General features: G+C 60.8%; 26 protein-coding genes. 10 read left to right on the top strand and 16 right to left on the bottom strand.

Features of this window, described 5'->3' with window-relative positions:
* Nucleotides 1–48 precede the first annotated feature (48 nt).
* From GOW72_RS16940 to GOW72_RS16910, 7 genes are all read left to right on the top strand, one after another.
* Nucleotides 49–1,047: a BMP family lipoprotein gene (locus tag GOW72_RS16940; RefSeq protein ID WP_170367646.1), complete on the top strand. Its 999-nt coding sequence runs from the start codon at nt 49–51 to the stop codon at nt 1,045–1,047.
* Nucleotides 1,048–1,159: 112 nt separating this feature from the next.
* Complete coding sequence (locus tag GOW72_RS16935) at nt 1,160–2,689, top strand: ABC transporter ATP-binding protein (RefSeq protein ID WP_170367645.1); 1,530 nt, start codon at nt 1,160–1,162, stop codon at nt 2,687–2,689.
* A 1-nt stretch (nt 2,690) separates the two neighbouring features.
* Nucleotides 2,691–3,785 carry an ABC transporter permease gene (locus tag GOW72_RS16930; protein WP_170367644.1) on the top strand — a complete coding sequence of 365 codons (1,095 nt, stop codon included), beginning with the start codon at nt 2,691–2,693 and terminating at the stop codon, nt 3,783–3,785.
* Nucleotides 3,785–4,753 carry an ABC transporter permease gene (locus GOW72_RS16925; protein WP_170367643.1) on the top strand — a complete coding sequence of 323 codons (969 nt, stop codon included), beginning with the start codon at nt 3,785–3,787 and terminating at the stop codon, nt 4,751–4,753. Before GOW72_RS16930 ends, GOW72_RS16925 begins: the two co-directional genes overlap by 1 nt.
* A 90-nt stretch (nt 4,754–4,843) precedes the next feature.
* Complete coding sequence (locus GOW72_RS16920) at nt 4,844–5,767, top strand: sulfite exporter TauE/SafE family protein (protein ID WP_170343308.1); 924 nt, start codon at nt 4,844–4,846, stop codon at nt 5,765–5,767.
* Between the two features lie 121 nt (nt 5,768–5,888).
* Nucleotides 5,889–6,809 carry a sulfite exporter TauE/SafE family protein gene (locus GOW72_RS16915; protein WP_170343309.1) on the top strand — a complete coding sequence of 307 codons (921 nt, stop codon included), beginning with the start codon at nt 5,889–5,891 and terminating at the stop codon, nt 6,807–6,809.
* Nucleotides 6,796–7,575 carry a TIGR02186 family protein gene (locus GOW72_RS16910; RefSeq protein WP_174822853.1) on the top strand — a complete coding sequence of 260 codons (780 nt, stop codon included), beginning with the start codon at nt 6,796–6,798 and terminating at the stop codon, nt 7,573–7,575. Before GOW72_RS16915 ends, GOW72_RS16910 begins: the two co-directional genes overlap by 14 nt.
* Nucleotides 7,576–7,578: 3 nt before the next feature.
* On the opposite strand, the gene GOW72_RS16905 is transcribed toward GOW72_RS16910, so the two are convergent.
* The 6 genes from GOW72_RS16905 to GOW72_RS16880 all read right to left on the bottom strand — a co-directional run bounded on the left by GOW72_RS16905 (nt 7,579) and on the right by GOW72_RS16880 (nt 14,475).
* Nucleotides 7,579–8,307: an SDR family NAD(P)-dependent oxidoreductase gene (locus GOW72_RS16905; protein WP_170367642.1), complete on the bottom strand. Its 729-nt coding sequence runs from the start codon at nt 8,305–8,307 to the stop codon at nt 7,579–7,581.
* Nucleotides 8,304–9,836 (bottom strand): ATP-dependent DNA helicase, encoded by a 1,533-nt coding sequence (locus tag GOW72_RS16900; RefSeq protein ID WP_170365364.1) that lies wholly within the window; start codon nt 9,834–9,836, stop codon nt 8,304–8,306. The genes GOW72_RS16905 and GOW72_RS16900 overlap by 4 nt, the downstream gene beginning before the upstream one ends.
* A 51-nt stretch (nt 9,837–9,887) precedes the next feature.
* Complete coding sequence (locus GOW72_RS16895) at nt 9,888–10,526, bottom strand: acyl-homoserine-lactone synthase (protein ID WP_170367641.1); 639 nt, start codon at nt 10,524–10,526, stop codon at nt 9,888–9,890.
* A gap of 82 nt (nt 10,527–10,608) precedes the next feature.
* On the bottom strand, nt 10,609–11,328 hold the full coding sequence (locus GOW72_RS16890; RefSeq protein ID WP_170342173.1) for a helix-turn-helix transcriptional regulator: 720 nt from the start codon (nt 11,326–11,328) through the stop codon (nt 10,609–10,611).
* Between the two features lie 362 nt (nt 11,329–11,690).
* Nucleotides 11,691–12,977, bottom strand: a complete 1,287-nt coding sequence (gene ccrA, locus GOW72_RS16885) for a crotonyl-CoA carboxylase/reductase (RefSeq protein ID WP_170367640.1) — start codon at nt 12,975–12,977, stop codon at nt 11,691–11,693.
* Between the two features lie 112 nt (nt 12,978–13,089).
* Nucleotides 13,090–14,475 (bottom strand): 1-acyl-sn-glycerol-3-phosphate acyltransferase, encoded by a 1,386-nt coding sequence (locus tag GOW72_RS16880; protein WP_170367639.1) that lies wholly within the window; start codon nt 14,473–14,475, stop codon nt 13,090–13,092.
* A 146-nt stretch (nt 14,476–14,621) separates the two neighbouring features.
* On the opposite strand from GOW72_RS16880, the gene GOW72_RS16875 reads away from it, so the two are divergent.
* The 3 genes from GOW72_RS16875 (at nt 14,622) to deoD (ending at nt 17,749) form a co-directional block, all read left to right on the top strand.
* Nucleotides 14,622–16,589 (top strand): protein meaA, encoded by a 1,968-nt coding sequence (locus GOW72_RS16875; RefSeq protein ID WP_170367638.1) that lies wholly within the window; start codon nt 14,622–14,624, stop codon nt 16,587–16,589.
* A 114-nt stretch (nt 16,590–16,703) separates the two neighbouring features.
* Complete coding sequence (locus GOW72_RS16870) at nt 16,704–17,021, top strand: H-NS histone family protein (RefSeq protein WP_170367637.1); 318 nt, start codon at nt 16,704–16,706, stop codon at nt 17,019–17,021.
* A gap of 17 nt (nt 17,022–17,038) precedes the next feature.
* Nucleotides 17,039–17,749: a purine-nucleoside phosphorylase gene (deoD, locus tag GOW72_RS16865; protein ID WP_170367636.1), complete on the top strand. Its 711-nt coding sequence runs from the start codon at nt 17,039–17,041 to the stop codon at nt 17,747–17,749.
* Nucleotides 17,750–17,778: 29 nt separating this feature from the next.
* On the opposite strand, the gene GOW72_RS16860 is transcribed toward deoD, so the two are convergent.
* The 10 genes from GOW72_RS16860 to GOW72_RS16815 form a co-directional block, all read right to left on the bottom strand.
* Entirely contained in the window at nt 17,779–18,624 is an 846-nt protein-coding gene (locus GOW72_RS16860; RefSeq protein ID WP_170367635.1) for an urea carboxylase-associated family protein, read from the bottom strand.
* Nucleotides 18,625–18,940: 316 nt separating this feature from the next.
* The gene (locus tag GOW72_RS16855; RefSeq protein WP_170342184.1) at nt 18,941–19,081 is read right to left on the bottom strand and encodes a hypothetical protein; all 141 of its coding nucleotides are present in this window, start codon (nt 19,079–19,081) and stop codon (nt 18,941–18,943) included.
* Nucleotides 19,082–19,217: 136 nt separating this feature from the next.
* Nucleotides 19,218–19,997 carry a succinate dehydrogenase iron-sulfur subunit gene (locus tag GOW72_RS16850; protein ID WP_170343321.1) on the bottom strand — a complete coding sequence of 260 codons (780 nt, stop codon included), beginning with the start codon at nt 19,995–19,997 and terminating at the stop codon, nt 19,218–19,220.
* Nucleotides 19,998–20,009: 12 nt separating this feature from the next.
* On the bottom strand, nt 20,010–21,815 hold the full coding sequence (sdhA, locus tag GOW72_RS16845; protein ID WP_093963474.1) for a succinate dehydrogenase flavoprotein subunit: 1,806 nt from the start codon (nt 21,813–21,815) through the stop codon (nt 20,010–20,012).
* A gap of 19 nt (nt 21,816–21,834) precedes the next feature.
* Nucleotides 21,835–22,206: a succinate dehydrogenase, hydrophobic membrane anchor protein gene (gene sdhD / locus GOW72_RS16840; protein WP_093963475.1), complete on the bottom strand. Its 372-nt coding sequence runs from the start codon at nt 22,204–22,206 to the stop codon at nt 21,835–21,837.
* A gap of 11 nt (nt 22,207–22,217) precedes the next feature.
* Nucleotides 22,218–22,604 (bottom strand): succinate dehydrogenase, cytochrome b556 subunit, encoded by a 387-nt coding sequence (gene sdhC, locus GOW72_RS16835; protein ID WP_170360135.1) that lies wholly within the window; start codon nt 22,602–22,604, stop codon nt 22,218–22,220.
* Nucleotides 22,605–22,819: 215 nt separating this feature from the next.
* Nucleotides 22,820–23,482, bottom strand: a complete 663-nt coding sequence (locus GOW72_RS16830; protein ID WP_170367634.1) for a DUF1194 domain-containing protein — start codon at nt 23,480–23,482, stop codon at nt 22,820–22,822.
* Between the two features lie 60 nt (nt 23,483–23,542).
* Complete coding sequence (locus tag GOW72_RS16825) at nt 23,543–24,571, bottom strand: MaoC family dehydratase (protein ID WP_170367633.1); 1,029 nt, start codon at nt 24,569–24,571, stop codon at nt 23,543–23,545.
* Nucleotides 24,571–24,777, bottom strand: coding sequence for a DUF1737 domain-containing protein (locus GOW72_RS16820; RefSeq protein ID WP_170343327.1), 207 nt, complete (start codon nt 24,775–24,777; stop codon nt 24,571–24,573). Before GOW72_RS16820 ends, GOW72_RS16825 begins: the two co-directional genes overlap by 1 nt.
* A gap of 12 nt (nt 24,778–24,789) precedes the next feature.
* Complete coding sequence (locus GOW72_RS16815) at nt 24,790–25,344, bottom strand: NnrU family protein (RefSeq protein WP_170343328.1); 555 nt, start codon at nt 25,342–25,344, stop codon at nt 24,790–24,792.
* Nucleotides 25,345–25,346: the final 2 nt, after the last annotated feature.

Below are 25,346 nucleotides of genomic sequence, written 5' to 3'. Positions count from 1 at the left end.
GGGCAAAAGCCCCTGCCCCGAAGCCATAAAAAACAACGGGAGTATATGATGACCCTGATGAAATCCTTGATGGGCGCGGCCGCCGCGTTTGCACTGACCGCAGGTGCGGCGCTGGCCGAACCGGCGATCATCTTCGATCTGGGCGGCAAGTTCGACAAATCGTTCAACGAAGCAGCCCATAACGGCGCCAAGCGCTGGGCCGACCAAACCGGCAAATCCTATCGCGAAATCGAGCTGCAGTCGGAAGCGCAGCGCGAACAAGCCCTGCGTCGCTTCGCTGAAGCCGGTGCAAACCCGATCATCACCATGGGCTTTGCCATGGCTGATCCGCTGGCCGCCGTCGCACCTGACTATCCCGACACCAAGTTCGTTGCCGTCGACGTCAGCTGGCTGGACGCGCCTAACATCCGCCAGGTCTCGTTCGCCGAGCATGAAGGTTCGTACCTGGTCGGCATGATGGCCGCGATGGCATCCAAGTCGGGTACGGTCGGATTCATCGGTGGCATGGACATTCCGCTGATCCGGCACTTTGGCTGCGGCTACGCCCAGGGCGCGAAGGCCGTGAACCCTGACATCAACGTCGTAGCCAACATGACCGGCACCACCCCGGCCGCTTGGAACGACCCGGTGAAGGGTTCGGAGCTGACCAAAGCTCAGATCAGCCAAGGCGCTGACGTGATCTACGCTGCCGCAGGCGGTACCGGCGTCGGTGTTCTGCAGACCGCAGCCGACGAAGGCATCCTGTCGATCGGCGTGGACAGCAACCAGAACCACCTGCACCCGGGCAAGGTTCTGACCTCGATGCTCAAGCGCGTGGACGTGGCCGTTTATGACGCCATGAAAGCAGGCGAAGATGTCGAAACCGGCAAGTTCACCATGGGTCTGGGACAGGACGGTGTCGGCGTTGCCATGGATGAAAACAACGCCTCGCTGGTGAGCGACGAGATGAAGGCCGCCGTCGAAAAGGCACGCCGCGACATCATCGACGGCAATGTCACCGTCGTCAGCTACTACGAGAACGACAGCTGCCCGGCACTGCAGTTCTGATATCGCGCGGGGCGGGGGAAACCTCCCGTCCCGCATCCACTCATGCCGCTGTTTCGCCACGACCGAATGATCGCGAAATCAGCGCAGCTTCTACGGCAATCGAGGACAAGACATGACAGTCCCCGCCATCGAGCTCAAAGGGATTTCCAAAGCCTTTGGGCCAGTTCAAGCGAACAAGGACATCTCGATCAGCGTCGCCCCCGGCACGATCCACGGGATCATCGGTGAAAACGGTGCGGGCAAATCCACGCTGATGAGCATTCTGTACGGCTTCTACAAGGCCGACAAAGGTGAAATCTGGATCAACGGCAAAAAGACCGACATCCCCGATAGCCAGGCCGCGATCGTCGCGGGTATCGGCATGGTCTTTCAGCATTTCAAGCTGGTCGAGAATTTCACCGTTCTGGAAAACATCGTTCTGGGCGCCGAAGATGGCGGGCTGCTGGCCCCTTCGCTGGCCAAGGCCCGGAAAGAGCTGAAAGAGCTCGAGGAAGAATACGAGCTGTTCGTGGACCCCGACAAGCGCATCGACGAGATCGGCGTGGGCATGCAGCAGCGGGTCGAAATCCTCAAGGCGCTGTACCGCAAGGCGGAAATCCTGATTCTGGACGAACCCACCGGGGTGCTGACCCCGGCCGAGGCCGACCAGCTGTTCCGCATCCTCGACCGGCTGCGCGCAGAGGGGAAGACCATCATCCTGATCACCCACAAGCTGCGCGAGATCATGGAAGCCACCGACACCGTGTCGGTGATGCGCCGCGGCCAGATGACCGCCACGGTCAAGACCGCCGAGACCAACCCCGAGGAGCTGGCCGAGCTGATGGTCGGGCGCAAAGTTCTGCTGCGGGTCGACAAGGTTCCGGCCAAGCCCGGCAAGCCCACTCTGGAAATCGAGAACCTGCGGGTGACGGATTCGGCGGGCGTCGAGCGCGTCAAAGGCATCGACCTGACCGTCCGCGCCGGCGAGATCGTGGGCATCGCGGGCGTCGCCGGCAACGGGCAGTCCGAGCTGCTCGAAGTGTTGGGCGGGATGCGCCCGGGATCAGGCGTGATCAAACTGAATGGTACGCCTCTGGCGCTCAGCGGGCCCGAGGCGGACGGTCAGGCCCGGCGCGCCCAAGGCATCGCCCATGTGCCCGAGGACCGGCAACGCGAAGGTCTGATCATGGACTTCCACGCCTGGGAAAACGTGGCCTTCGGCTACCACCGCGACCTCGCCTATCAGCGCGGGATTTTCATGAACAACGCCGCCCTGCGCGCCGACACAGAACGCAAGATTGAGAAATTCGACGTGCGTCCGCCGAATGGCTGGCTGTCGGCCAAGAATTTCTCGGGCGGGAACCAACAGAAGATCGTCGTGGCGCGCGAAATCGAGCGGAACCCCGACCTGCTGCTGGTGGGCCAGCCGACCCGCGGCGTGGACATCGGCGCGATCGAGTTCATTCACAAGCAGATCGTCGCCCTGCGCGATCAGGGCAAGGCGATCCTGCTGGTCTCGGTCGAGTTGGAAGAGATCTTCTCTCTATCCGACCGGATTGCAGTGATGTTCGACGGACATATCATGGGCGAGCGCCTGCCCCATGAAACGGATGAAAAAGAACTGGGCCTGTTGATGGCCGGTGTTGCGGGGGAGGCCGCGTAACATGGATAAGATGCCCAAATGGGCCGACGTCATTCTGATCCCGCTCATCAGTCTGATCCTGGCCGCAATCCTGTCGACACTGGTCATTCTGGCGATTGGCGAAAACCCGGTCGAGGCGGTGAACCTGATGGTCACCGGCGCGCTGGGGTCGACCTATGGCTGGGGCTACACCCTGTATTATGCCACCAACTTCATGTTCACAGGTCTGGCGGTTGCGGTGGCCTTTCACGCGCGTTTGTTCAACATCGGCGGCGAAGGCCAGGCCATGTTGGGCGGACTGGGCGTTGCCATGGTGTGCCTCTATGTGCCTTGGCCGCATTGGAGCATCGCTCTGCTGGCTGCGATGGCTGCCGGCATGCTGTTCGGCGCGGCCTGGGCTGCGATACCGGCCTATCTGCAGGCCAAGCGCGGCAGCCATATCGTGATCACCACGATCATGTTCAACTTCATCGCCGCGGCGCTGCTGAACTACATGCTGGTCAACGTAATGCGACCGGCCGGCTCGCAAGACCCGGCCACCGCCCGCTTTGCCGAGGCGGTACATCTGCCCACCCTGCACGAGATGCTGGCCCCGATCGGGATCAACTTCTCCAAGGCGGCTCCGGCCAACATCTCGCTGATCATCGCGGTCATCGCCTGCATCGTCGTCTGGGCGCTGATCTGGCGCACCCGCCTGGGCTATGAAATCCGGGCTTATGGGCATTCGGAAACCGGTGCGGTCTATGCCGGTATCTCGCCTGTGCGTATCACCATCGTGGCGATGCTGATCTCGGGCGCTCTGGCGGGCCTGATGGCGATCAACAACGTCATGGGTGAGGCCGAGCGGCTGGTTCTCAACTCGACCGAGGGCGCGGGTTTTATCGGCATCGCGGTGGCCCTGATGGGCCGCTCGCACCCGTTCGGCGTGTTCCTGGCGGCCATCCTGTTTGGTTTCCTCTATCAGGGGGGCGCGGAACTGGCCCTGTGGACGTCGATCCCGCGCGAGCTGATCGTGGTGATCCAGGCGCTGGTGATCCTGTTCACCGGAGCGCTGGACAACATGGTCCGCATGCCGCTTGAAAAGCTGTTCCTGGCTCTGCGGAAGGAGGCGAACTGATGGAGTTGTTCCTGACGATCGTCCAGGTTCTGGACTCGACCATTCGCCTGGCCACGCCGCTGCTTCTGGCCTGTCTGGCCGGCTTGTATTCGGAACGCGCTGGCATTTTCGACATCGGCCTGGAAGGCAAGATGCTGATGGCCGCATTCTTCTCGGCCGCCGTTGCCGCCGTCACCGGGTCGGTATGGCTGGGCCTGCTGGCCGGCATCGCATCGTCCTTGGTGCTGTCTGGCCTGCACGGGCTTGCCTCGATCACGTTCCGGGGGAACCAGCTGATTTCCGGTGTCGCCATCAACTTCCTGGCTGCCGGCTTGACAGTGCTGGTGGCCCAGGACTGGTTCCAGCAAGGCGGCCGCACTCCGTCGTTGTTCGGGGGTGGCCGGTTTGAGCCGATCAACTTCCCCTTCGCAGAAGCTTTGAGCGGTGTGCCGATCATCGGTCCCATCTACGCCGAATTGCTCTCAGGCCACTCGATTCTTGTTTACGTGGCGTTCCTGATGGTGCCCGCCACCTGGTGGGTGCTGTTCCGCACCCGCTTTGGCCTGCGCCTGCGCGCCGTGGGTGAAAACCCGGCGGCAGTGGACACTGCGGGCGTCTCGGTGGTGGGGCTTCGCTACGCAGCCGTCGCCATCTGTGGCGTGCTGTGTGGCATCGCCGGGGCCTATTTGGCTACTGCGTTGCAGGCAGGGTTCGTCAAAGACATGACGGCCGGCCGGGGCTTCATCGCACTGGCCGCACTGATCTTTGCCAAGTGGCGGCCATGGCACGCCATGTGGGCGTGTTTACTGTTCGGGCTGCTGCAGGCTGTCGCTCTGCGGTTCCAGAATATCGACCTGGGCGGCATCATAATCCCCGTTCAGGTCATGGACGCGCTGCCCTATATCCTGACCGTGGTGATCCTGGCAGGTTTCGTCGGCAAAGCGGTCCCGCCAAGGGCCGGTGGCGAGCCTTATGTGAAAGAGCGCTGATAAGGCCAGTTCAGGACTGCTTTTCAGTCCTGTTTGCTGCAAAGCGGCATGCAGAGTTGATTTTGCATGCCGCAAGCGCTCTAAGAGGGTATGCACGTCTACCTTCCCATAGCCGAAGTATCCGTTAGCCCGTTTGTCCTGCTGGCGATTGGTGTTTCCGTGGGCGTTCTGTCCGGCATGTTCGGAGTGGGAGGCGGCTTTCTGATCACGCCACTGCTGTTTCTGATTGGCATTCCACCTGCAGTCGCCGTGGCGACATCGGCCAACCAGGTGGTGGCATCCTCGTTTTCCGGGCTGATGGCACATCTCAAGCGCAGGACCGTAGACCTGAAGATGGGATCGGTTCTGCTGGGCGGCGGCCTGCTGGGCGCGACGCTGGGAATGCTCGTCTTCAACTATCTCAAGCATTTGGGGCAGGTCGATCTGGCGGTCCAGCTGTGTTACGTCGTGTTTCTAGGCCTCATCGGCACCTTGATGTTCATTGAGAGCCTGCGTGCAATTCGCCGGTCACGGGCAGCGGGCGGCACCGCACCGACCGCACGCCGCCAACGCACCTGGGTTCATGCACTGCCGTTCAAAATGCGGTTCCGCGAGTCAAACCTGTACATCTCGGTCATTCCACCCATCCTGGTCGGCTTTGGCGTCGGAATCCTGTCGGCCATCATGGGCGTTGGCGGCGGGTTCATCATGGTTCCGGCAATGATCTATATCCTGGGAATGCCGACAAAGGTGGTGATCGGAACCTCGCTGTTTCAGATCATTTTCGTGGCCGGGTTTACGACGATGATCCACGCTTCGACCAACTTCAGCGTGGACATCGTGCTGGCCTTGTTCCTGTTGATCGGAGGTGTCGTTGGGGCCCAGTTCGGCAGCATGGTCGGCGCCCGGCTGAAGGCTGAGCAGCTGCGGGTTTTGCTGGCGGTACTGGTCATGATCGTGGCCGGAAAAGTCGGGCTGGAACTGATCGTGGCTCCGACAGAATTCTATTCGCTTTCTGAATTGGCGGGGGTTTGATCGTGACCAGTTTATCCTTCGAAACCGCCATGTACCCACCAGTCCGTTTCTTCGCCCAACGCAACGCGCCCGCCTTTGATCGTTTTTACCAGTCCACCGCAGTACGGATCGGCTAGACCACATGCATATCTACCTGCCTATCGCCGAAGTTTCCGTAAACGCCTTTCTGCTGCTTGGCCTCGGCGGCATGGTGGGAATCCTGTCCGGCATGTTCGGTGTCGGTGGCGGCTTTTTGATGACCCCGCTGCTGTTCTTTATCGGCATCCCACCCGCCGTTGCCGTGGCAACCGAGGCGAACCAGATCGTTGCCTCGTCATTCTCGGGGGTGCTGGCGCATTTCCGAAGAAAGACGGTCGACCTGAAGATGGGCACGGTCCTTCTTGTGGGTGGTCTGATCGGCGCAGCCGTGGGCGTTGTCTTCTTCAACTATCTCAAAAGCCTGGGTCAGGTCGATCTGCTGGTCAAGCTCTGCTATGTCGTCTTTCTGGGCGTCATTGGCGGGCTGATGTTCTTTGAAAGCCTCAATGCACTGCGCAGGTCCCGCAAGGCCGGTGGGGTCCCTGTCAAACGGCGCCAGAGGGGGTGGATCCACGCCCTGCCGTTCAAGATGCGGTTCCGGACCTCGGGGCTGTATATCTCGGTCATTCCGCCGGTGCTTGTCGGGCTGTTCGTCGGCGTGTTGTCGGCGATCATGGGTGTGGGCGGCGGGTTCATCATGGTGCCCGCCATGATCTATCTGCTGGGAATGCCGACCAAAGTGGTTGTGGGGACATCCCTTTTCCAGATTATTTTCGTCACGGGCTTCACCACCATGCTGCACGCCACGACCAACTTTACGGTCGATATCGTGCTGGCTGTCCTGCTGCTGGTTGGCGGGGTGATCGGGGCTCAGATCGGGACCGTGCTGGGGGCACGCATCCCGGCCGAGCAGCTGCGCGTTCTGCTGGCCGCTCTTGTCTTGGCGGTTTGCGGAAAGCTGGCCCTGGATCTGTTGTTGCAACCGGCCGAGCTGTACTCGCTTGGCACCGATGGGGGGCATTGACGTGTTGCGCTGGTTCATCGCCCTTGTGTTCCTGACCCTCCCCGTCCATGCCGCGGATGAGCAGGTCGTTCTTGGCCTCAGCCAGGATCGCGTGGCCATCACCGCCGATTTCGACGGATCCGAGATTCTGATCTTTGGCGCCGTCAAGCGCGAAGCGCCGATCCCGCCCGGCCCTCCGCTGGAGGTGATCGTGGCAGTCGCAGGCCCGTCCGAGCCGGTCATGGTGCGGCGCAAGGAAAAGAAATTCGGCATCTGGGTGAATACCGACAGCGTTCTGGTCGATTCCGCACCCAGCTTCTACGCAGTCGCCACAAGCGCACCGTTCACGGACATCATCACCGACACCGAAGATCTGCGCTATCGCATCTCGATCCGGCGCGCGATCCGGTCCGTCGGGGCAGCCATGCATATTCGGGAGGCTCAGGATTTCGCCCGGGCCGTCGTCAGGATCCGCGAGGATGAGGGCCTGTACTCGATCCGGGAGAACACGGTTGCCGTGGATGAGCAAACGCTATTCCGCACCTCCATCGAGATGCCGGCCGACTTGACCGAAGGCGACTACCTGACCCGCATCTTCCTGATGCGGAACGGCGAAGTCATTTCGCAGTTCGAGACGGTTATCGACGTTCGGAAAGTCGGGCTCGAGCGGTTTCTCTACAACATGTCGCGTCAACAGCCGGTCTGGTACGGGTTGATGTCCCTCGTCATTGCCATCGCCGCAGGCTGGGGCGCTTCGACGGCTTTCCGACTGTTGCGCGAAAACTGACCGCTACCCGCGCCCTATATACGGCATCGTCGTTGCCATCACGGTCATAAACTGGACGTTGGCTTCGGGCGGCAGGCTGGCCATGTGGAGGACCGAGCGCGCGGCATCTTCGACCGCCATCGTCGGATCAGGCTCTCGCCCTTCAGCAACCGCCGTATCGACCAGGTTCTGCACCATCTGGGTTCTGGCATTTCCGATGTCGATCTGCCCACAGGCGATCCCATGAGCGCGGCCGTCAAGCGACAGGCTCCGCGTCAGCCCGGTAATCGCGTGTTTGGTGGCGGTGTAGTGCACCGAGTTCGGACGCGGTACATGCGCCGCGATCGAGCCGTTGTTGATGATGCGGCCCCCCTGGGGTACCTGCCTGCGCATCAAGCCAAAGGCCGCGCGAGCACACAGAAACATCCCGTTCAGGTTCACGTTGACGCTCTGATACCAGTCGTCCAGCGCGATTTCGTCGATCGTGCCTGCGGGCGCGAAAATACCCGCGTTGTTGAACAGAACGTCCAATCGCCCGGCCTGCGCCTGAAATTCATCGAAGGCCGCTGACACCGCTTGGGGGTCCGTCACGTCGGCCACCAGCGGAATGGCGTTTTCGCGCATCGCGGCCACCTGGCTCAGCTTGTCCGCGCTTCGCGCCAGCAGGCCGACCTGCCAGCCCTGGTCCAGAAACAGCTCGGCCGTCGCTTGCCCGATGCCCGAACTTGCCCCAGTTACGATGATCGTCTTCACGTCTCCTCCGCCTCCAGCGTCAGTTTTGCGGCCGGGACCGCACGCAGGTCGTCAACCCGCAGCGGGTGGCTTGGTTTGGACAGCCGGTTGCGCACCACCCAGATCAGCCGCTCTTGCGCCCGGGTGATGGCCACATAGGCCAGCCGTTTCCACAGGGGTTGCCCGGCCTCGGTCCGGCCCATGCGGGCGGCGGCGTAAAGGTCAGGGGCAAAGACCTGCACCGTGTCCCATTGCGAGCCCTGCGCCTTGTGGATCGTCACCGCGGCCCCATGCAGAAACGTGGCCCCCATGCGCGCGGCAAAGGGGATGAAGGGCTCTTCCTCGTCGGGCTTTTCGATCTGCACGATCGACGCGGCGCTGACCTGCGGGTCTTCGGCCCCCATGACATGCAGCCGCGAGAACCCCGGCTTGCGCCCCGGCCCCAAATAGATCACCTGCGCGCCCTTGATCAGCCCGCGCGCCTCGAGGTCCAGCCGCTTCTTGCGGTGCTTCAGCGGCAGCTCGATCCCGTCACAGATCAACGGTTCACCTTCCAACAGCTCGGTCTCGGGGGCGCCATGCACCTGGCGGAAGGCCTGGATCAGCCGGATACGCGTCGCATTCCGCCAGACCAAAACCGGGCTTCGGGCCATCAGGTCGACCTCGACCCGCTGGCCCCAGACCACGCGGTCATCCGTGCGTGCGGTCTGCTCGACAAGGCGTTCGAAATCCTCGAACCCCATCGCAGGATCGGCCAGCGCATGAGCCAGGTCCAGGATGGGGTTGTCGGCCTCTTGCCGGTGCACCCGGTGCAGGATCAGCTTGCGCGGTTCGGGCAGAGCATCGAACACCATCGACCCGGACTGATTCACTGGTGCCAACTGTGCCGGATCGCCGAACAGCAGCAAAGTGGGAAAGATCTCCTTGAGATCCTCGAACTGCCGGTCATCCAGCATCGAGGCCTCATCGACGAACCCGATATCCAGCGGCTCGTCGCGACGTTTCCATCCGGTTATGAAATCCGACCCGCGCAGGCCGGCGGCGGCCAGGGCACCCGGGATGGACTTGTTGTTGGCATAGAACGCGGCCGCGCGGTCCAACGCCTCGTCGGTCAGGCCTTCGATCTCGGGGCGGTCGTCGTTGCCCGCCAGCCACTCGGCGATCCGTTCGTATTCCGGATCATAGACCGGCGTGTACAGAATGCGGTGAATGGTGGTGGCCGGAACACCGCGCAACCGCAACACGCTGGCGGCCTTGTTGGTCGGGGCCAAAATGGCAAGGCTGCGCTTGTCCTTCGATTTGCGGCTTTCATAGTCGCCCGAGACGATCTGAACTCCGGTCTCGGCCAGTGCCTTGAAGAGTTCGGCCAACAGCAGGGTCTTGCCCGATCCGGCCTTGCCGATCACCGCCATGACCCCCGATTCGCCCTGGCCGGGCAGTTTGAGCAGCGCATCATCTTCCAGGTCCACGCCTGCGGTTTTCAGCATCTGGGCTATGCTGTCGAACGCGGCGGCCTGATCTTCGGAAAAAGTAACCTTGGGCAGAGACATGGCGCGACCCTACAGGGCCGCGCCAACCTGCGCCAGATGCGGAATTCAACGTCAGGCAGACAGTGCGAACCGATGCCGCGCGGCGGACCCGAACGCCGTCTTGAACCACAATCGCGACAGCTCGCGCGGGATGCCCGCCCGCTCGGCCACGCGGTTGCAATCGTCAGCGGAATAGGGCCAAAGACCGACCGAAATCTGGTCACGGCCCGCCCCCTCCGAGCCCAAGACCACCGGCGAGGAACCGATTAGCCGATAGATACGGATCATCCTTGCATCAAAGACCCCGGCGATGTGGGTCAGACCGAAGCCTTCCATGATCTCCCCCCCGCTCAGCATGATTGCCCCGGCCGTGTGTGGATGAGCGGTGCGGGACAGGCAGAACCGCGTCACTTCCCAGATCAGCGGGCTGCGGATTGGGCTGCCGCCGGTCAGATGCCCGAACACCTCATTTACCATGACAGGGCCAGTCGTGGGCAATACCCGCATCGATCCGCCGTGACTGCCGTCCGGCTCTTCCCAGATGACATACAGCGGGTTCATATCATCATACTGATCCCGTTCCTCTCCTTTGGAATTGACATGAACATCCCATCCGAGGCGGGTTTTGAATTGATCTGCGCGGTCGCGAAACATCCCCTCGGCCAATTTTGGAAATTTATGAAGCTCGTCAGCGTAAACATAACGCAGCATGACTTTTCCCCTTGTCGTCCAGTACTGGAACGAAGGGGGTACAAAGTCGTGGTTAATTTACCGTGTGGCCCTCGCGCGGGCCTTAAACCACTATTAATCCTCTGCTGAGGGCAGTGGCGATGGCATGGGTTGTATTCAGAGCACCCAGCTTGGACCGGGCGCTTTCGATATAGACACGCAATGTGTGCTCGGAAATAGACAGGGAGTGCGCGACCTGCGCCCGGCTGTAGCCCAAGGCCAGCAGCGTCATCGCGTCGATCTCGCGCGGAGAGAGACCGCGCGCGGATTCGGGTCTGCGGTCCTGCTCGAAATCCAAAGCTTTGCGGTTGAAGTAGTGGGCGAGCAGTATCAACTCGCGGCTGTAGGTCACGATGAAGGCACCCCAAGCCTCGTCGCTGCAACTGTGATTGACCGTAAAAAGCGCGAACTGGCCATTCGGCCCACGAATTGGGATCGAATAGCCCTGATTGCCGACACCATGATCCAAAGCATCCTGCAGAAAGGCTTTTGCGACCTTGCCGGACCAGTTCAGAGATTTCCAATTGACCGGATGAAACCGCTGGAAGCAGCCCAGGATTACGGGATCTATTCGGTGATAGTTGCGTTCACGGTATCGGTCGGCCCAGGCATCCGGATAGGTGGTGTAGCCATATTGATCGCCGGCGCCATCGACCCAGTGATAGACGATGTGATCGACCTTCAGTTTGTCCCTGATGCGGACAGCAACCGCACCCAGCTCGTCAAGCGTGCTGGTGTTTTCCAAATCCTCCAGGACCTGGCTCAAATCGAACTGTGTTCCCATTCGACGGCGCTTTTGCCTCATCGTTCAGGGACGCAATTTCGGCCGCGGCGATCAGCCTGGTGTCGTCAAGCTGCTCGGCCAGAGCGGTCAACCCATTCGCAACGGCGAAGGCGTTGAGGTCCGACAATACGTCCAGTATCCACTCATTTCGCGCCATCATGGTCTCTCCGAAACAGTTAACGAAGGGTTAACACAACCATAACATGTACGCTGTTTTCTTGCCTATTCACTGCTTTCTACTCCCCAAAAACAGCGGGTCCCGAATTTGCATGGCATTGAAAAACAATATCCCATCTTCTGAACGCAAAACGCCCGCGAACCGTCTGGACGATTCGCGGGCGCTTGCTTTCAAAGCGCGGTGATCAACCGCGGGCGTCCAGAACCTCTTCCAAGGTCCGCATGCCCGTACGCGGGGCCTGAACCAAGACAGACATGTTGCCCGGCTTGTGCTCGTTCCGCATCATTTTCATGTGCGCCTCGGGCAGTTCTTTCCAAGTGAACACTTCGGACATGCAGGGATCGAGACGCCGCTCCAGCATCAGCCGGTTTGCAGCGGACGCCTGCTTGAGATGCGCGAAATGCGAACCCTGCAGACGCTTCTGGTGCATCCACATGTACCGAACATCAAAGGTCAGGTTGTAGCCGGTGGTCCCGGCGCAGATCACGACCATGCCGCCTTTTTTGACGACAAAGGTCGAGACCGGGAAGGTGCTCTCGCCGGGGTGTTCGAACACCATGTCGACGTTCACGCCCTTGCCCGTGATGTCCCAGATCGCCTTACCGAACTTGCGGGCTTCCTTGAACCACTCGGCATATTCAGGCGTGTTGACCGTGGGCAACTGGCCCCAGCAGTTGAAGTCCTTGCGGTTGATGACGCCCTTGGCGCCCAACCCCATGACGAAGTCGCGCTTGCTTTCGTCCGAGATCACGCCGATCGCGTTGGCTCCGGCTGTATTGATCAGCTGGATCGCATAGGAGCCCAGACCCCCCGACGCGCCCCAGACCAGAACGTTCTGGCCCGGCTTCAGATCATGCGGCTCGTGTCCGAACAGCATCCGATAGGCGGTGGCCAGAGTCAGTGTGTAGCAGGCGCTTTCTTCCCAGGTCAGATGCTTGGGGCGCGGCATCAGCTGCTGTGCCTGCACGTTGGTGAATTGCGCAAATGACCCATCGGGCGTTTCATAGCCCCAGATGCGCTGGCTGGGTGAATACATCGGGTCACCGCCGTTGCACTCTTCGTCGTCGCCGTCGTCCTGGTTGCAGTGGATCACGACCTCGTCGCCGACCTTCCAGCGTTTCACCTTGTCGCCCACCGCCCAGACGATGCCCGACGCATCAGATCCGGCAATGTGATACGGGGCCTGGTGACCATCAAAGGGGCTGATCGGCTTGCCGAGCGAAGCCCACACACCGTTGTAGTTGACGCCCGCCGCCATCACCAGAACCAGAACTTCGTGGCTGTCCAGCTTGGGAACATCGACCACTTCCAACTGCATCGCAGTGTCGGGCTCGCCGTGGCGCTCCTTGCGGATGGCCCATGCATACATCTTCTTAGGCACATATCCCATCGGAGGGATTTCACCCATCTCATAGAGGTCTTTTTCCGGTGCCTCGTAGGACGCGATGCCGCCGTCGGTGTCCAAAGCCATTGTGGCCTCCTCTGTCAAACATGTTCGCCGCGACGCAGAATCGCGCGCTTCATAGGCTGGAATATTGGTCAATGAGTAATTTTGCAACCCATTTTGGATCATTATTGAAATTTTATGACCCAGCGGCCGCAGAAATTTCCTTTGCACCCGCAGAACCATCCGGGTCTTCGCTGATGGGCGCTGAGGCCGCATAATACTTCATCAGATCCAGCCGCTCGACCGATGGCGACAGCATACCGTTGTTTCTGCTCAGTATTCGCCGTTCGACCAGTTGTTCGATCGCTGGCGGGATGGCCTTCAGGTCTTCGTCCGTGGCGCCCTCGCGCCGCATCAGCTCGACGATCCGTGACTGAACGTCAGACTCGGAGATGGTGCCGTTTTCGCGAACGAGCCAGCACGCGGCGGGCGCTGGGACCAAAGGAATCGCCTGGCCAATCCGGCGCATCAGCTCTCGAGCCAGATCCGTCATCAGGTCCGGGCCAGCTTGTTCGCGAAACTCCTGCAGCGAAATGGGCAGGCCGTATCGGACCGAGGCAAGACCGAACCGTTTGTAACGCCCGATGATACGGCGCCATATCTGTTTCAGGCTCCACCTTGTGATCACGCCGATCCGCGCGCGGAACCGCCGTTCGCTGCCCAAGGCGGCGGCGGTCAGAATCGTATCCTCCAGCACCCGGTCATAGTTCAGCGCAACCGGTACGAACACGACGTCGCGACCATCGGGACTGGTGCCGTCGATGATGTATTTCAGCAGTCCCAGTTTGGGTCGTCCCAAAGACCCGGTGAGGCTCAGACCGCCCTCGGGGAACATCGCCTGAGTCACACCGGCATTGGTGGCCAGGCGCACATAGCTGGCCAGAACCTGCCGGTAGAGTTCGCTGCCGGACTTGCGCCGGATGAAATAGGCCCCCATTGCGCGGATCAACCGGCTGAGCGGCCAGACCCGCGCCCACTCGCCCACCGCATAGGACAGCGCCGACTGTTGCGCGGCCAAATAGGTCACAAGAACATAATCCATGTTGCTCCGGTGATTCATCACAAAGACCACGGTTGCTTTGGGATCGATCTCCTTCAATGCGGCCTCGTCCTCGTTGCTGAGGCGGACATTGTAGAACGCGTTGCTCAACCATCGAGCCAACCGAATGGCAAAGCTGAAATACATGAAGGCCGAAAACGACGGGACGATTTCCCGGGCGTAGCGCCGGGCCTGCTCGAACGCGACCGCTTCTGGGATGCCATGCTCTTCGGCGTGGTGCTGAACAGCCTGACCAACCTGGGGGTCATAGATCAGGCGTTGGATCATGTCATGACGCTCGGCCAGTTTGAACGGCTGGATCGGCCGTTGCAGGCGCTGGTTCAACCGTTCAACAGCCCGTTCAAGCCGGCGGCGAAAGAACCAGCGCACCGACGGGAACAGGAAATGCGAGGCGAAGGTGACCGCGGCAAACACCACGATCAGAACAAACAGCCAAATCGGTAACTCAACGGTCTGCGTCATGCCCGCACAGTGCCACCAAACCGCCGCTGTCACAATCGGCAGCACGCCGTACATGCCGCAACGCAGCGAATTGACATGTGCTAAAAATTGCGCTTTAGAACCCATGAGAGAAATATTGTTACCCATCGACGCATGAGGCTCTGACCATGACGCAGACGCAGAAAGACCGCCCCTGGCTCATCCGAACCTATGCCGGTCATTCCACGGCCAAAGCCTCGAACGCGCTTTACAGATCCAACCTGGCCAAAGGCCAGACCGGTCTGTCGGTGGCTTTCGATCTGCCGACGCAAACCGGATATGACAGCGATCACACCCTGGCCCGGGGCGAGGTCGGCAAGGTCGGGGTGCCCGTCTGCCACCTGGGCGACATGCGGGTGCTGTTCGACCAGATCCCGCTGGAGCAGATGAACACCTCGATGACGATCAACGCCACGGCCCCCTGGCTGCTGGCGCTGTATATCGCGGTGGCCGAGGAACAGGGCGCCGATGTGTCCAAGCTGCAGGGCACGGTGCAGAACGACCTGATCAAGGAATACCTGAGCCGAGGCACTTATGTCTGCCCCCCCAAACCTTCTCTGAAGATGATCGCGGACGTGGCCGAGTACTGTTATTCGAACGTACCGAAATGGAACCCGATGAACGTGTGTTCCTACCACCTGCAAGAGGCCGGCGCGACGCCCGAGCAGGAGCTGGCCTATGCGCTGGCCACCGCCATCGCCGTGCTGGACGAGCTGCGCCCCCGCGTTCCGGCCGAAGATTTTCCGGCGCTGTGCGGCCGTATCTCGTTTTTCGTGAATGCGGGAATCCGATTTGTCACCGAAATGTGCAAAATGCGGGCTTTCGTCGATCTTTGGGATGAAATCCTGCAACAGCGCTATGGCGTGGAAAACCCCAAGTTCCGCCGATTCCGCTATGGTGTTCAGGTCAACTCTCTGGGCCTGACCGAGCAGCAGCCCGAGAACAACGTCTATCGCATCCTGATCGAAATGCTGGCCGTGACCCTGTCGAAAAAGGCGCGCGCCCGGGCGGTGCAACTGCCAGCGTGGAATGAGGCCTTGGGCCTGCCGCGCCCCTGGGACCAGCAATGGTCGATGCGGATGCAGCAGATCCTGGCTTATGAGACCGACCTGCTGGAATACGACGACCTGTTCGATGGCAACCCGGTGGTCGACGCCAAGGTCGAGGAACTGAAGCAGGGCGCCCGGGCCGAACTGGCCAATCTGGACTCGATGGGTGGTGCGGTTGCGGCGATCGACTACATGAAATCGCGGCTGGTGGATTCCAACGCCGAGCGTCTCAACCGGATCGAGCGCAATGAAACCATCGTCGTCGGCGTGAACCGCTGGACCGAGGGCGAACCCTCGCCCCTGCAGACCGAGGATGGCGGGATCATGGTCGTCGATCCGGCGGTCGAACAGGAACAGATCGCGCGCCTGAACGACTGGCGTGCCGCCCGCGACGAGGCCGCCGTGGCCGCGGCTCTGGCCGATCTGCGCGCCGCCGCGCAATCGGGCGCCAACATCATGGAGCCGTCGATCGCCGCGGCCAAGGCCGGTGTCACCACCGGCGAATGGGCAGAAGAGATGCGCCGCGTCTTTGGCACCTATCGCGGTCCGACGGGCGTTTCGGGGTCGGTCTCGAACAAGACCGAGGGTCTGGACGATCTGCGCGCGGCGGTGGATGCGGTCAGCGACCGCCTGGGGCGTCGTCTGAAATTCCTGGTCGGCAAGCCGGGGCTGGACGGCCATTCCAACGGCGCCGAACAGATCGCGTTCCGCGCCCGCGACTGCGGCATGGACATTACTTATGACGGCATCCGCCTAACCCCCGAGGAAATCGTGAAGTCGGCCATCGAGCAGCAAGCTCATGTGATCGGCCTGTCGATCCTGTCCGGTAGCCACCTGCCGTTGGTACAGGACGTCATGACCCTCCTGCGCGAAGCTGGCTTGGGTGATATTCCCGTTGTCGTCGGAGGCATCATTCCCGACGAAGACGCGGATCGTCTCAGATCAATGGGTGTTGCCAAGGTCTATACGCCCAAGAATTTCGAGCTGAATGCCATAATGGGGGATATCGTTTTGCTGGCCGATCCAAAAACGCTGGCCGCGGAATAATCGCCCAGAATTAATTCTATTGCCCATTCCGTCTAAAGAATGGCCATTGATTGAGATTCTCCGTAACGTTGCTTGATGAGTAAAAAATGAATCAGGTGGGTACGGAGAACGACAATGGGCATAAATCTGGACAAGCTGTCGCGTAAGGAATTGCTTGAAATGCGGGATCAGGTCGACAAGGCGCTGGAAAACGCTGAGGCCAGAGAGCGTCAGGAAGCATTGATGGCCGCTGAAAAAGCAGCTGCCGCTTACGGGTTTTCCTTGTCCGACTTGGCGTCTCAGCCCACGCGGTCCGGCAAGGGATCGAAAGCCAAAGCGAAATATCGCAATCCGGCCGATCCGGCGCAAACCTGGACGGGGCGTGGGCGAAAACCGAAATGGGTCCACGAAGCGCTGAAAGCCGGGGCAGATATTTCCGATCTGGAAATCTGAACGGGAAAAGTATCAAAATGACAATTCACATTGGCGCCGAAAAAGGCGAAATCGCCGAGACCGTGCTTTTGCCGGGTGATCCGTATCGTGCGAAATGGGCCGCCGAAACTTTTCTGAGCAATGTGCGGCAAATCAACGATGTCCGCGGGATGCTGGGTTTCACCGGCGAATGGAAAGGAAACCCGGTCACCATTCAGGGCAGCGGAATGGGAATGCCGTCGCTGTCCATTTACGTAAATGAACTGATCCGGGACTACGGTGCAAAAACCCTGATCCGCATCGGGTCTTGCGGCGGCATGCAGGAAAACGTGAAGGTCCGGGATGTTATCCTGGCCATGACGTCAACGACACTCAGCACCCCGTCTCGGGGCATCATGAAAGAGCTCAACTTTGCGCCTTGTGCAGATTGGGGCCTGCTGCAGGCCGCCGCCAAGGCAGCCGAGGCCAAGGGCACGGCAACTCATATCGGCGGCATCTATTCGTCTGACGTGTTCTATGACGAACGCCCCGACCTGAACGAACAGATGGTGCGTCACGGAATCCTGGGTGTCGAGATGGAGGCAGCCGAGCTGTACATCCTAGCCGCGCGGCACAAATGCCGGGCCTTGGCGGTTCTGACCGTGTCCGATCACCTTCTGACCGGCGAGGCTCTGCCCTCGTCCGAGCGCCAGAGCAGCTTTGGTGACATGGTGGAAATTGCGCTGCAGGCCGCCTTCCCGAACGCCTGACACAAACCGGCCCGGGTCACCCCCGGGCCTCAGCGCCCATGCGTACGGTCATAGCCATTGGGCGCTGGACTTTGCCATCCGCTCAGCGTGCCTTCGGCAGGTGCGAAAACCTCGACCAACAGCGGGTGACAGGCGGCGGTATCCGACGAGTGCTCGGACGAGCAATCCCCACCCGGACAGGCGCTGAGGTCTCCCAGAAGGTCGATTTCCGCGAAGAACTCCAAGTGGTCACCCGGTCGAACCGGTGAAGCCTTCATGAAATACTGCCCCGTATCGCGGGTAAAGCCGGTGCACATGAATACGTTCAACACGTCGTGCACCAAACGCTCGGATACCGGTATTTCCAGACCAGTATGGTCAGCCAGCGCCCGGGTCAGGTTGGAGTGGCAGCAATGATGGTACTGAGTGCCCGACAGCAGGTTTCCGGTATATGGATCGCAACGCGTTCCGATCACGTCATGCACCGATCCGCCGAATTGATCGATTCCGTACCAATCCAAGGTGTCCGTAACGATTGTGGCCATCGGGCGCAGAAAAGGAAAGCTTGACCATAGCCGCTCGCCGGTCGTGACATGGGTGCCATGCAGTGCACGCGTCTTGCCCGAATAGAAACGTTCGTTCAGATCGTGCAGGTTCCACAGGTTCAGGTCGCCGACCTGCGGGCCTTCGATCGAGGTGATCCGAAAGAAGTGTCCGGCCGGCACCTCAAAGCAGCGTGCATCACGTGGCGGCACCAGAACTTCGGCTGTCTTTCGCGCGCTCTTTCGGGCGTCCAGCAGCAGGTCAAGGTCAACGCTGGGCAGGGTGTCATTTGGGTAGCAAATGACCGGAGCGATCCCGCGGCGGGCGGCGGCATCCGAAGGAGGATTTGGCATTCTGCATCTTTCCGCTGTTTTGCGCAGATTGACCCAGAATGACCTTTGGGAAAACCCCGTTTCCTTCAGGCAATAAGGCTTATTTCCGTTCGCACCGCGTGGGCTGCGTCTCGGAGGCGGAAACCGCCCCGCAATACGCACAACTCCACGTGCCGGCTTGCCTGTGCTGCCGCCACCGGCAGTCCCGGGTCAAAGAAGACGTGCGTGACCGCCAGACGAAATAGGCGAACACGCCGGCGCCGAGCAGAAGCAGAAGAACAGGCATTCCCCTGCTTCGCGCAATATGCGCCGGGACTCAAGACTTGGCTTGGTAAACTCAGGCCGCGTTGGCGTATTCAAACAGCTCCGGCTCTGCATCTTTTGCAGGCTTTACCGGCTCAGGCTCGTAGTAGGCCCAGGCTTGTTCAAGATATTCCAAGGCTTTGGCTGCGTTTGTTTTTTTGGATTCGTTCTTCATCGGAGTGATCCTGTTTCCAATCCGTCACTCCTCCCCGATACCGAACATAGTCTTGGCCGGGGCGGCCCACATCCAATGATTTCGCATGTGGGCCATGCACTTGCCGCAACGCGGCAAGCGCGTTGGTCGTCATCGGTCAAACTGCGCGTTCGACCATCATCTTCTTGATCTCGGCAATCGCCTTGGCCGGGTTCAGACCCTTGGGGCAGGTCTTTGCACAGTTCATGATCGTATGGCACCGATACAGCTTGAACGGATCTTCAAGCTGATCCAGACGCTCGCCGGTGGCCTCGTCGCGGCTGTCGATGATCCAGCGATAGGCGTGCAGCAGCGCAGCGGGGCCAAGGTAACGGTCGCCATTCCACCAATAGCTGGGGCACGAGGTCGAGCAGCTGGCGCACATGACGCATTCGTACAGACCATCCAGTTTTTTCCGGTCTTCGATCGACTGCTTCCATTCCTTTGCAGGGCGGTTGGTCTTAGTTTCCAGCCACGGCATGATCGAAGCGTGCTGCGCATAGAAATGGGTCAGATCCGGGATCAGGTCCTTGACCACCGGCATGTGCGGCAGTGGGTAGATCTTCACGTCGCCCTTGATCTCGTCCATGCCGTAGATGCAGGCCAACGTGTTGATCCCGTCGATGTTCATCGCGCACGAGCCGCAGATCCCCTCGCGGCACGACCGACGGAAGGTCAGGGTCGGGTCGACCTTGTTCTTGATGTAGATCAGCGCATCCAGAACCATCGGCCCGCAATCGTCCATGTCGACGAAATAGGTGTCGACCCGAGGATTCTGCCCGTCATCGGGATTCCAGCGGTAGATCTGGAACTTACGCACGTTGCTCGCGCCTTCCGGCTTCGGCCAGGTCTTGCCCGTCGTAATCCGGGAATTCGTAGGGAGGGTCAGTTGGACCATGTGTTCCTCTCCTCAGAATGTCCGCGCCTTGGGCGCGATCTTTTCAAGGCTGATACCGCCTTCAGCCTCGGTGCTCAGCGGATCGACGATGACCGGGCGATAGCTGAGTTCGACCTTGTTCCCGTCAACCCGGGACACGGTGTGAACACGCCAGTTTTCGTCATCGCGCTCGGTGAAGTCTTCGTGTGCATGAGCGCCGCGGGATTCCTTCCGCGCTTCGGCTCCGACGATTGTGGCAAGCGCGTTGGGCATCAGGTTGGTCAGTTCCAGCGTCTCCATCAAGTCGCTGTTCCAGATCAGGCTGCGATCCGTGACCTTGATGTCCTCCATCTTGGCCGCGATTGCAGTCATCTTCTCGACCCCTTCGGCCAGGGTCTTGGCCGTCCGGAACACCGCAGCATCCGCCTGCATGGTTTTCTGCATTTCAAGCCGCAGATCGGCCGTCGGGATTGCGCCGCTGGCATTGCGCACCGCATCGAACCGATCAAACGCCTTGTCGACCGAGGCCTGGTTCAGGACCGGGTTGGGCGTTTCGGGGTCGACGACCTTGCCGGCCCGGATCGCCGCCGCACGGCCAAAGACCACGAGGTCGATCAATGAGTTCGACCCCAACCGGTTCGCTCCGTGAACCGACGCGCAACCGGCTTCGCCGACGGCCATCAGGCCGGGCACAACGGCGTTCGGATCGTCGGCGGTCGGGTTCAACACCTCGCCCCAGTAGTTGGTCGGAATACCGCCCATGTTGTAGTGCACGGTCGGAAGAACCGGGATCGGTTCCTTGGTGACATCCACGCCGGCGAAGATCTTTGCGCTTTCCGAGATGCCCGGCAAACGCTCATGCAGGGCTTCGGCTGGTAGATGGCTCAGGTTCAGGTGAATATGGTCGCCTTCGGGACCGACGCCGCGCCCTTCGCGGATTTCCATTGTCATCGAACGCGAGACATAGTCGCGCGGTGCGAGGTCCTTGTATTGGGGCGCGTAGCGCTCCATGAACCGTTCACCTTCCGAGTTGGTCAGATATCCGCCTTCGCCGCGGGCGCCTTCGGTGATCAGGCAGCCCGAGCCGTAGATGCCGGTCGGGTGAAACTGCACGAATTCCATGTCCTGCAAGGCCAGGCCGGCACGGGCCACCATGCCGCCGCCGTCGCCGGTGCAGGTGTGGGCCGAGGTCGCGCTGAAATAGGCGCGGCCGTAACCGCCCGTGGCCAGAACCACCATCTTGGCGTTGAAGACATGCATGGTGCCGTCGTCCAGCTTCCAGCAGACAACGCCTTGGCACTGGCCGTCTTCGGACATGATCAGGTCAATGGCGAAATATTCGATGTAGAATTCCGCGTTGTTCTTCAGTGACTGCCCGTACAGCGTGTGCAGAATCGCGTGACCGGTCCGGTCGGCAGCAGCACAGGTGCGCTGAACTGCGGGGCCCTCACCGAATTCGGTCGTGTGGCCACCAAAGGGACGCTGATAGATCTTGCCTTCTTCGGTGCGCGAGAACGGCACACCGTAATGCTCCAACTCATAGACGGCCTTGGGTGCCTCGCGCGCCAGGTATTCCATCGCGTCGGTGTCACCCAGCCAGTCCGAGCCCTTGACGGTGTCATACATGTGCCACTGCCAATGGTCGGGGCCCATGTTCGACAGCGACGCCGCAATGCCACCCTGCGCCGCAACGGTGTGCGAACGGGTCGGAAAAACCTTAGTTACGCAAGCGGTGCGCAGACCTTGTTCGGCCATGCCGAGCGTGGCACGCAGACCGGCCCCACCGGCGCCGACCACGACCACATCATATTCGTGCGTTTCGTATTCGTAAGCAGCCATTTCATTCAGCTCCGGGGTGTTAGAGGGCAATGCGGGCGACGGCGAAGATACCTGCGGCCGCGGCGCCATATGAGAGACACTTCACGAGGATGATCAGAACCTTTTCCATTGTGCCGTGCACATAGTCCTCGATCATCACCTGGGCACCATCAGCGAAATGCTTGAACCCGACGGCCAGCGTCAGGGCCGCGACGATCGCCGGGAATGGCCGCGAGTAATAGTCCAGCACCACGTCAAAGGGCTGTCCCAGCGTGGGGCCGAATGTGAAGACAAAAAGCGGGACAAGGATCAGCAGCGCAACCGAGCTGACCTTCATCGCCCAAAAATGTTCGGTGCCCGACTTGGCCGATCCCAGGCCTACGGCGCGTTTGCGGTCGGTAAGATAACGCATGTCAGCCTCCCTCAGGCAACGATCAACAGTGTCAGTAAAGTCAGCACGAAAGAGCCGATCACAACCGCCCAGCCCAGCTTGTAGGCTGTCGGGATATCCAGTCCGATCGCGTTGTCCCAGATCAGGTGCCGGATGCCGGCAAGCGTGTGGTACCAAAGACCCCAAAGCGACAGTGCCATGACCAAGTCCCCGAGGAGCGACGTGATCACACCATTGGCGCGATCAAAGGCTTCGGGCGACGTGGCTGCGGCCAGGAACCACCAGACGATCAACAGCGCGGCCACCAACATGGCGTTGCCGGTGATCCGGGTCAGGATGGAAGTGACAGAGGTCAACTGCGGACGATAGATCGACAGATGCGGCGATAGCGGGCGGTTCCCCCGATTGACATCGGCCATGGCGGCTCCTTTTGAGGTTGGCTACCGAAGTTTTTACTCCATTTTGCGACCCTGTCACGCGCTGCGCGTGCAAAAAAGATCAAATCACCCGCAATTCGGCCGATAATTCGGAAACGTGATCACACAAAATATTCTCGTGATCACAAAATGCATTCCAACCCTCCAATGTTAGCGTTTTCAAGGGTCAAGCAATGTGATCACGAATCTTTCTGCGCTCAGCGCAGATCGGCAGTCTGCCGCGTGACTTCACGCAGAAGTTTTTTCCGGATCCGTTCGGGATAGTCCTTGAAACCGGCAGCCGATACGACGAAGGCCCCTTCGCCGACTATGACGTTTTCAAAGAAATAGGCCGTCAGGTCTGGTTCGCTCTCCTCGATAGCAATTGCGTTCACCGTAATCCCCTGACGGCGCAAAAGGTCCCGGATCTCGGTGGGTTCAACCCCTTCGTTCGAGACGCCGTCTCCCGAGATGTCGATCAGATGACGCTTGCACTCGGGCACCTCGAGAAAGCTGTTCACGGTCATTTCCAGCGCCTCACCGATCGCGGTCGAGAAATTGCGCCAGACACGCGGATCGGCCGACACTTTTGCTGCAAACGCATCCAGTGCGTCGAACCCGTCAATTTTGGTCCAGGGGATGGTGATCCGCTGCCGCGAGGTCCCTGTCCATTGCACCAGCATCAACCGGGCCTGGCCGCGCACCAGCGCCTCGGACACGACCGGATCGCGCAGTCCGGCCGCCAGGCCATCCATCTGGATGCGGTATTCCGAACTGTCGACCGAGCCGGACACATCTACGGCCAGCGCCAGCGCCAGTTCGCAGGCCGACGCCGGGCGGGCAAGGCAAAGTGCAGCGGCAAGGATACGCAGAAAAGACATGAGCCGAACCTAGCACGGTTCGGCCCGGTCGGGATCACAAGACTGTGGGGGCCAGCCCGCTCAGATCGGCATCAGCGCCCAATAGTCCAGATCCAGCAGGACGTCGGGGCTGTATTTTCCATCCGGGCCGCGCAGCGCAAAGGCCTCGCCGCCCTTGGTCGCCACCAGTCGCAACCGGATCGCACCCACGCCGGGCACGCCGGTTTCGGCCTTGTCCAGCACCTCGGACCACGCCTTGACGGTGTCTCCGGCGAAACAGGGGTTGGCATGGGCCCCGCCGTTCAAACCGACGATCATCTGCGCATTGGCCAGCCCGTTGAACGACAGCGCGCGCGCCATCGAGATCACATGGCCGCCATAGATCAACCGCCCATCGGGGCGGAAGGTCAGGTCGAAATGCACCTTGGCAGTGTTCTGCCACAAGCGGGTGGCCAGCATGTGCTCGGCCTCTTCCACGGTCACGCCGTCGACATGGTCGATGGTTTCGCCGATCTGGTAGTCTCCCCAGCGGTGCGGTTCACCGGCCAGAGCAAAGTCGTATTTGCTGAAATCCAGCCCGCTCGGCACCACGAGGTCGCCGGGCGCCAGCGCCTTTTTCAGGTCCGGCACCACGGTTTCGGGCGCCGGCGCATCAAGGTTCGATTTCCGCACCATCACCCAGCGCACATATTCGATCACCACTTCGTCGCGCTGATTCAGGCCGCGCGTGCGCACCCAGACCACGCCGGTCTTGCCGTTCGAGTTCTGTTTCAGCCCGATGACCTCGGAGTCCGACCGCAGGGTGTCACCGGGATGGACCGGCTGCAGCCAGCGCCCCTCGGCATAGCCCAGATTGGCGACCGCGTTCAGCGAGATGTCCGGCACCGTCTTGCCGAACACCACATGGAACGCCGCCAGATCGTCGATCGGGCTTTGCGGCAGGCCGCAGCTCCGGGCGAACTCGTCCGAGGAATAAAGCGCGTGGCGCGCGGGATAGAGCGCATGATAGAGCGCGCGCTCGCCCTCCGTCACGGTGCGGGGCACCGCGTGGTGCAGCACCTGCCCGATGGAGTAATCCTCGAAAAAGCGGCCCGGATTGGTCTTTGCCATTATTGCTGTCCCAGTTTCATGTCGGGGGAATAGTCGGCCGCGACCTCCTTGGTCACGGCCTGCGCACAGCGCATCTTGCTGGTGGACGGATCGAACGCATAGGCCGGAGAGCCGTGCAGCTCCCACCCTTTGGCCAGCGCCTCGGACACCTTGTGGCAGAAGTCCGAGGTGTCCTCTTCAGTCAGCAGTCGATAAAGTTTTGCCATCACATCACCTGCCTAGCCCGGGAACGGAGACGGGCCGACCAGCCCATGAATGTAGCCGATGATGCCCAGCAGCACGATCGAGGCCACGAAGAACATCGCATCCTTGCCCAGCGTTCCGGGCTCGCCCGGGGTCCAATCGGGCTCGGACTTGTTGATGACGATCACTTCGACCACGGCCCAGGCCAACAGGCCGCCGAACAGGATGATCGACGCCAGATCACCATTGACCAGCAGATGCGCAAAGGCCCAGAGCTTGAACCCGCCCAGCATCGGGTGACGCACCTTGTTCAGCAGTCGGCCCTTGGTTCCGGCCGGGCTCATCATCCAGATGGCGATCAGCACCAGCAGGTTGTTGATGTGGATCATGAAGCTGGGCGGTGCCCAGACATGGATGAAATCGGTCATGCGATAGCCGAAGATCATCAGCAGGATCGACACGACAAGCGCACCCGCGACGGCGCCCTTTCCGGCGTCACCCATGGCCGCGCGGCGCGCGGGCATCAGACGTTTGAACAGATGCGCGGCCCACCAAAGCGCCACACCGAGAATGAGAAGAACGAAGCCCATGC

Origin of the sequence: Ruegeria arenilitoris, from assembly GCF_013032855.1 — a bacterium.
In the GTDB taxonomy this organism is placed as follows: domain Bacteria; phylum Pseudomonadota; class Alphaproteobacteria; order Rhodobacterales; family Rhodobacteraceae; genus Ruegeria; species Ruegeria arenilitoris.
The sequence above is the reverse complement of the archived record's forward strand: the minus strand, read 5'-3'. Positions and strand labels throughout refer to the sequence as shown.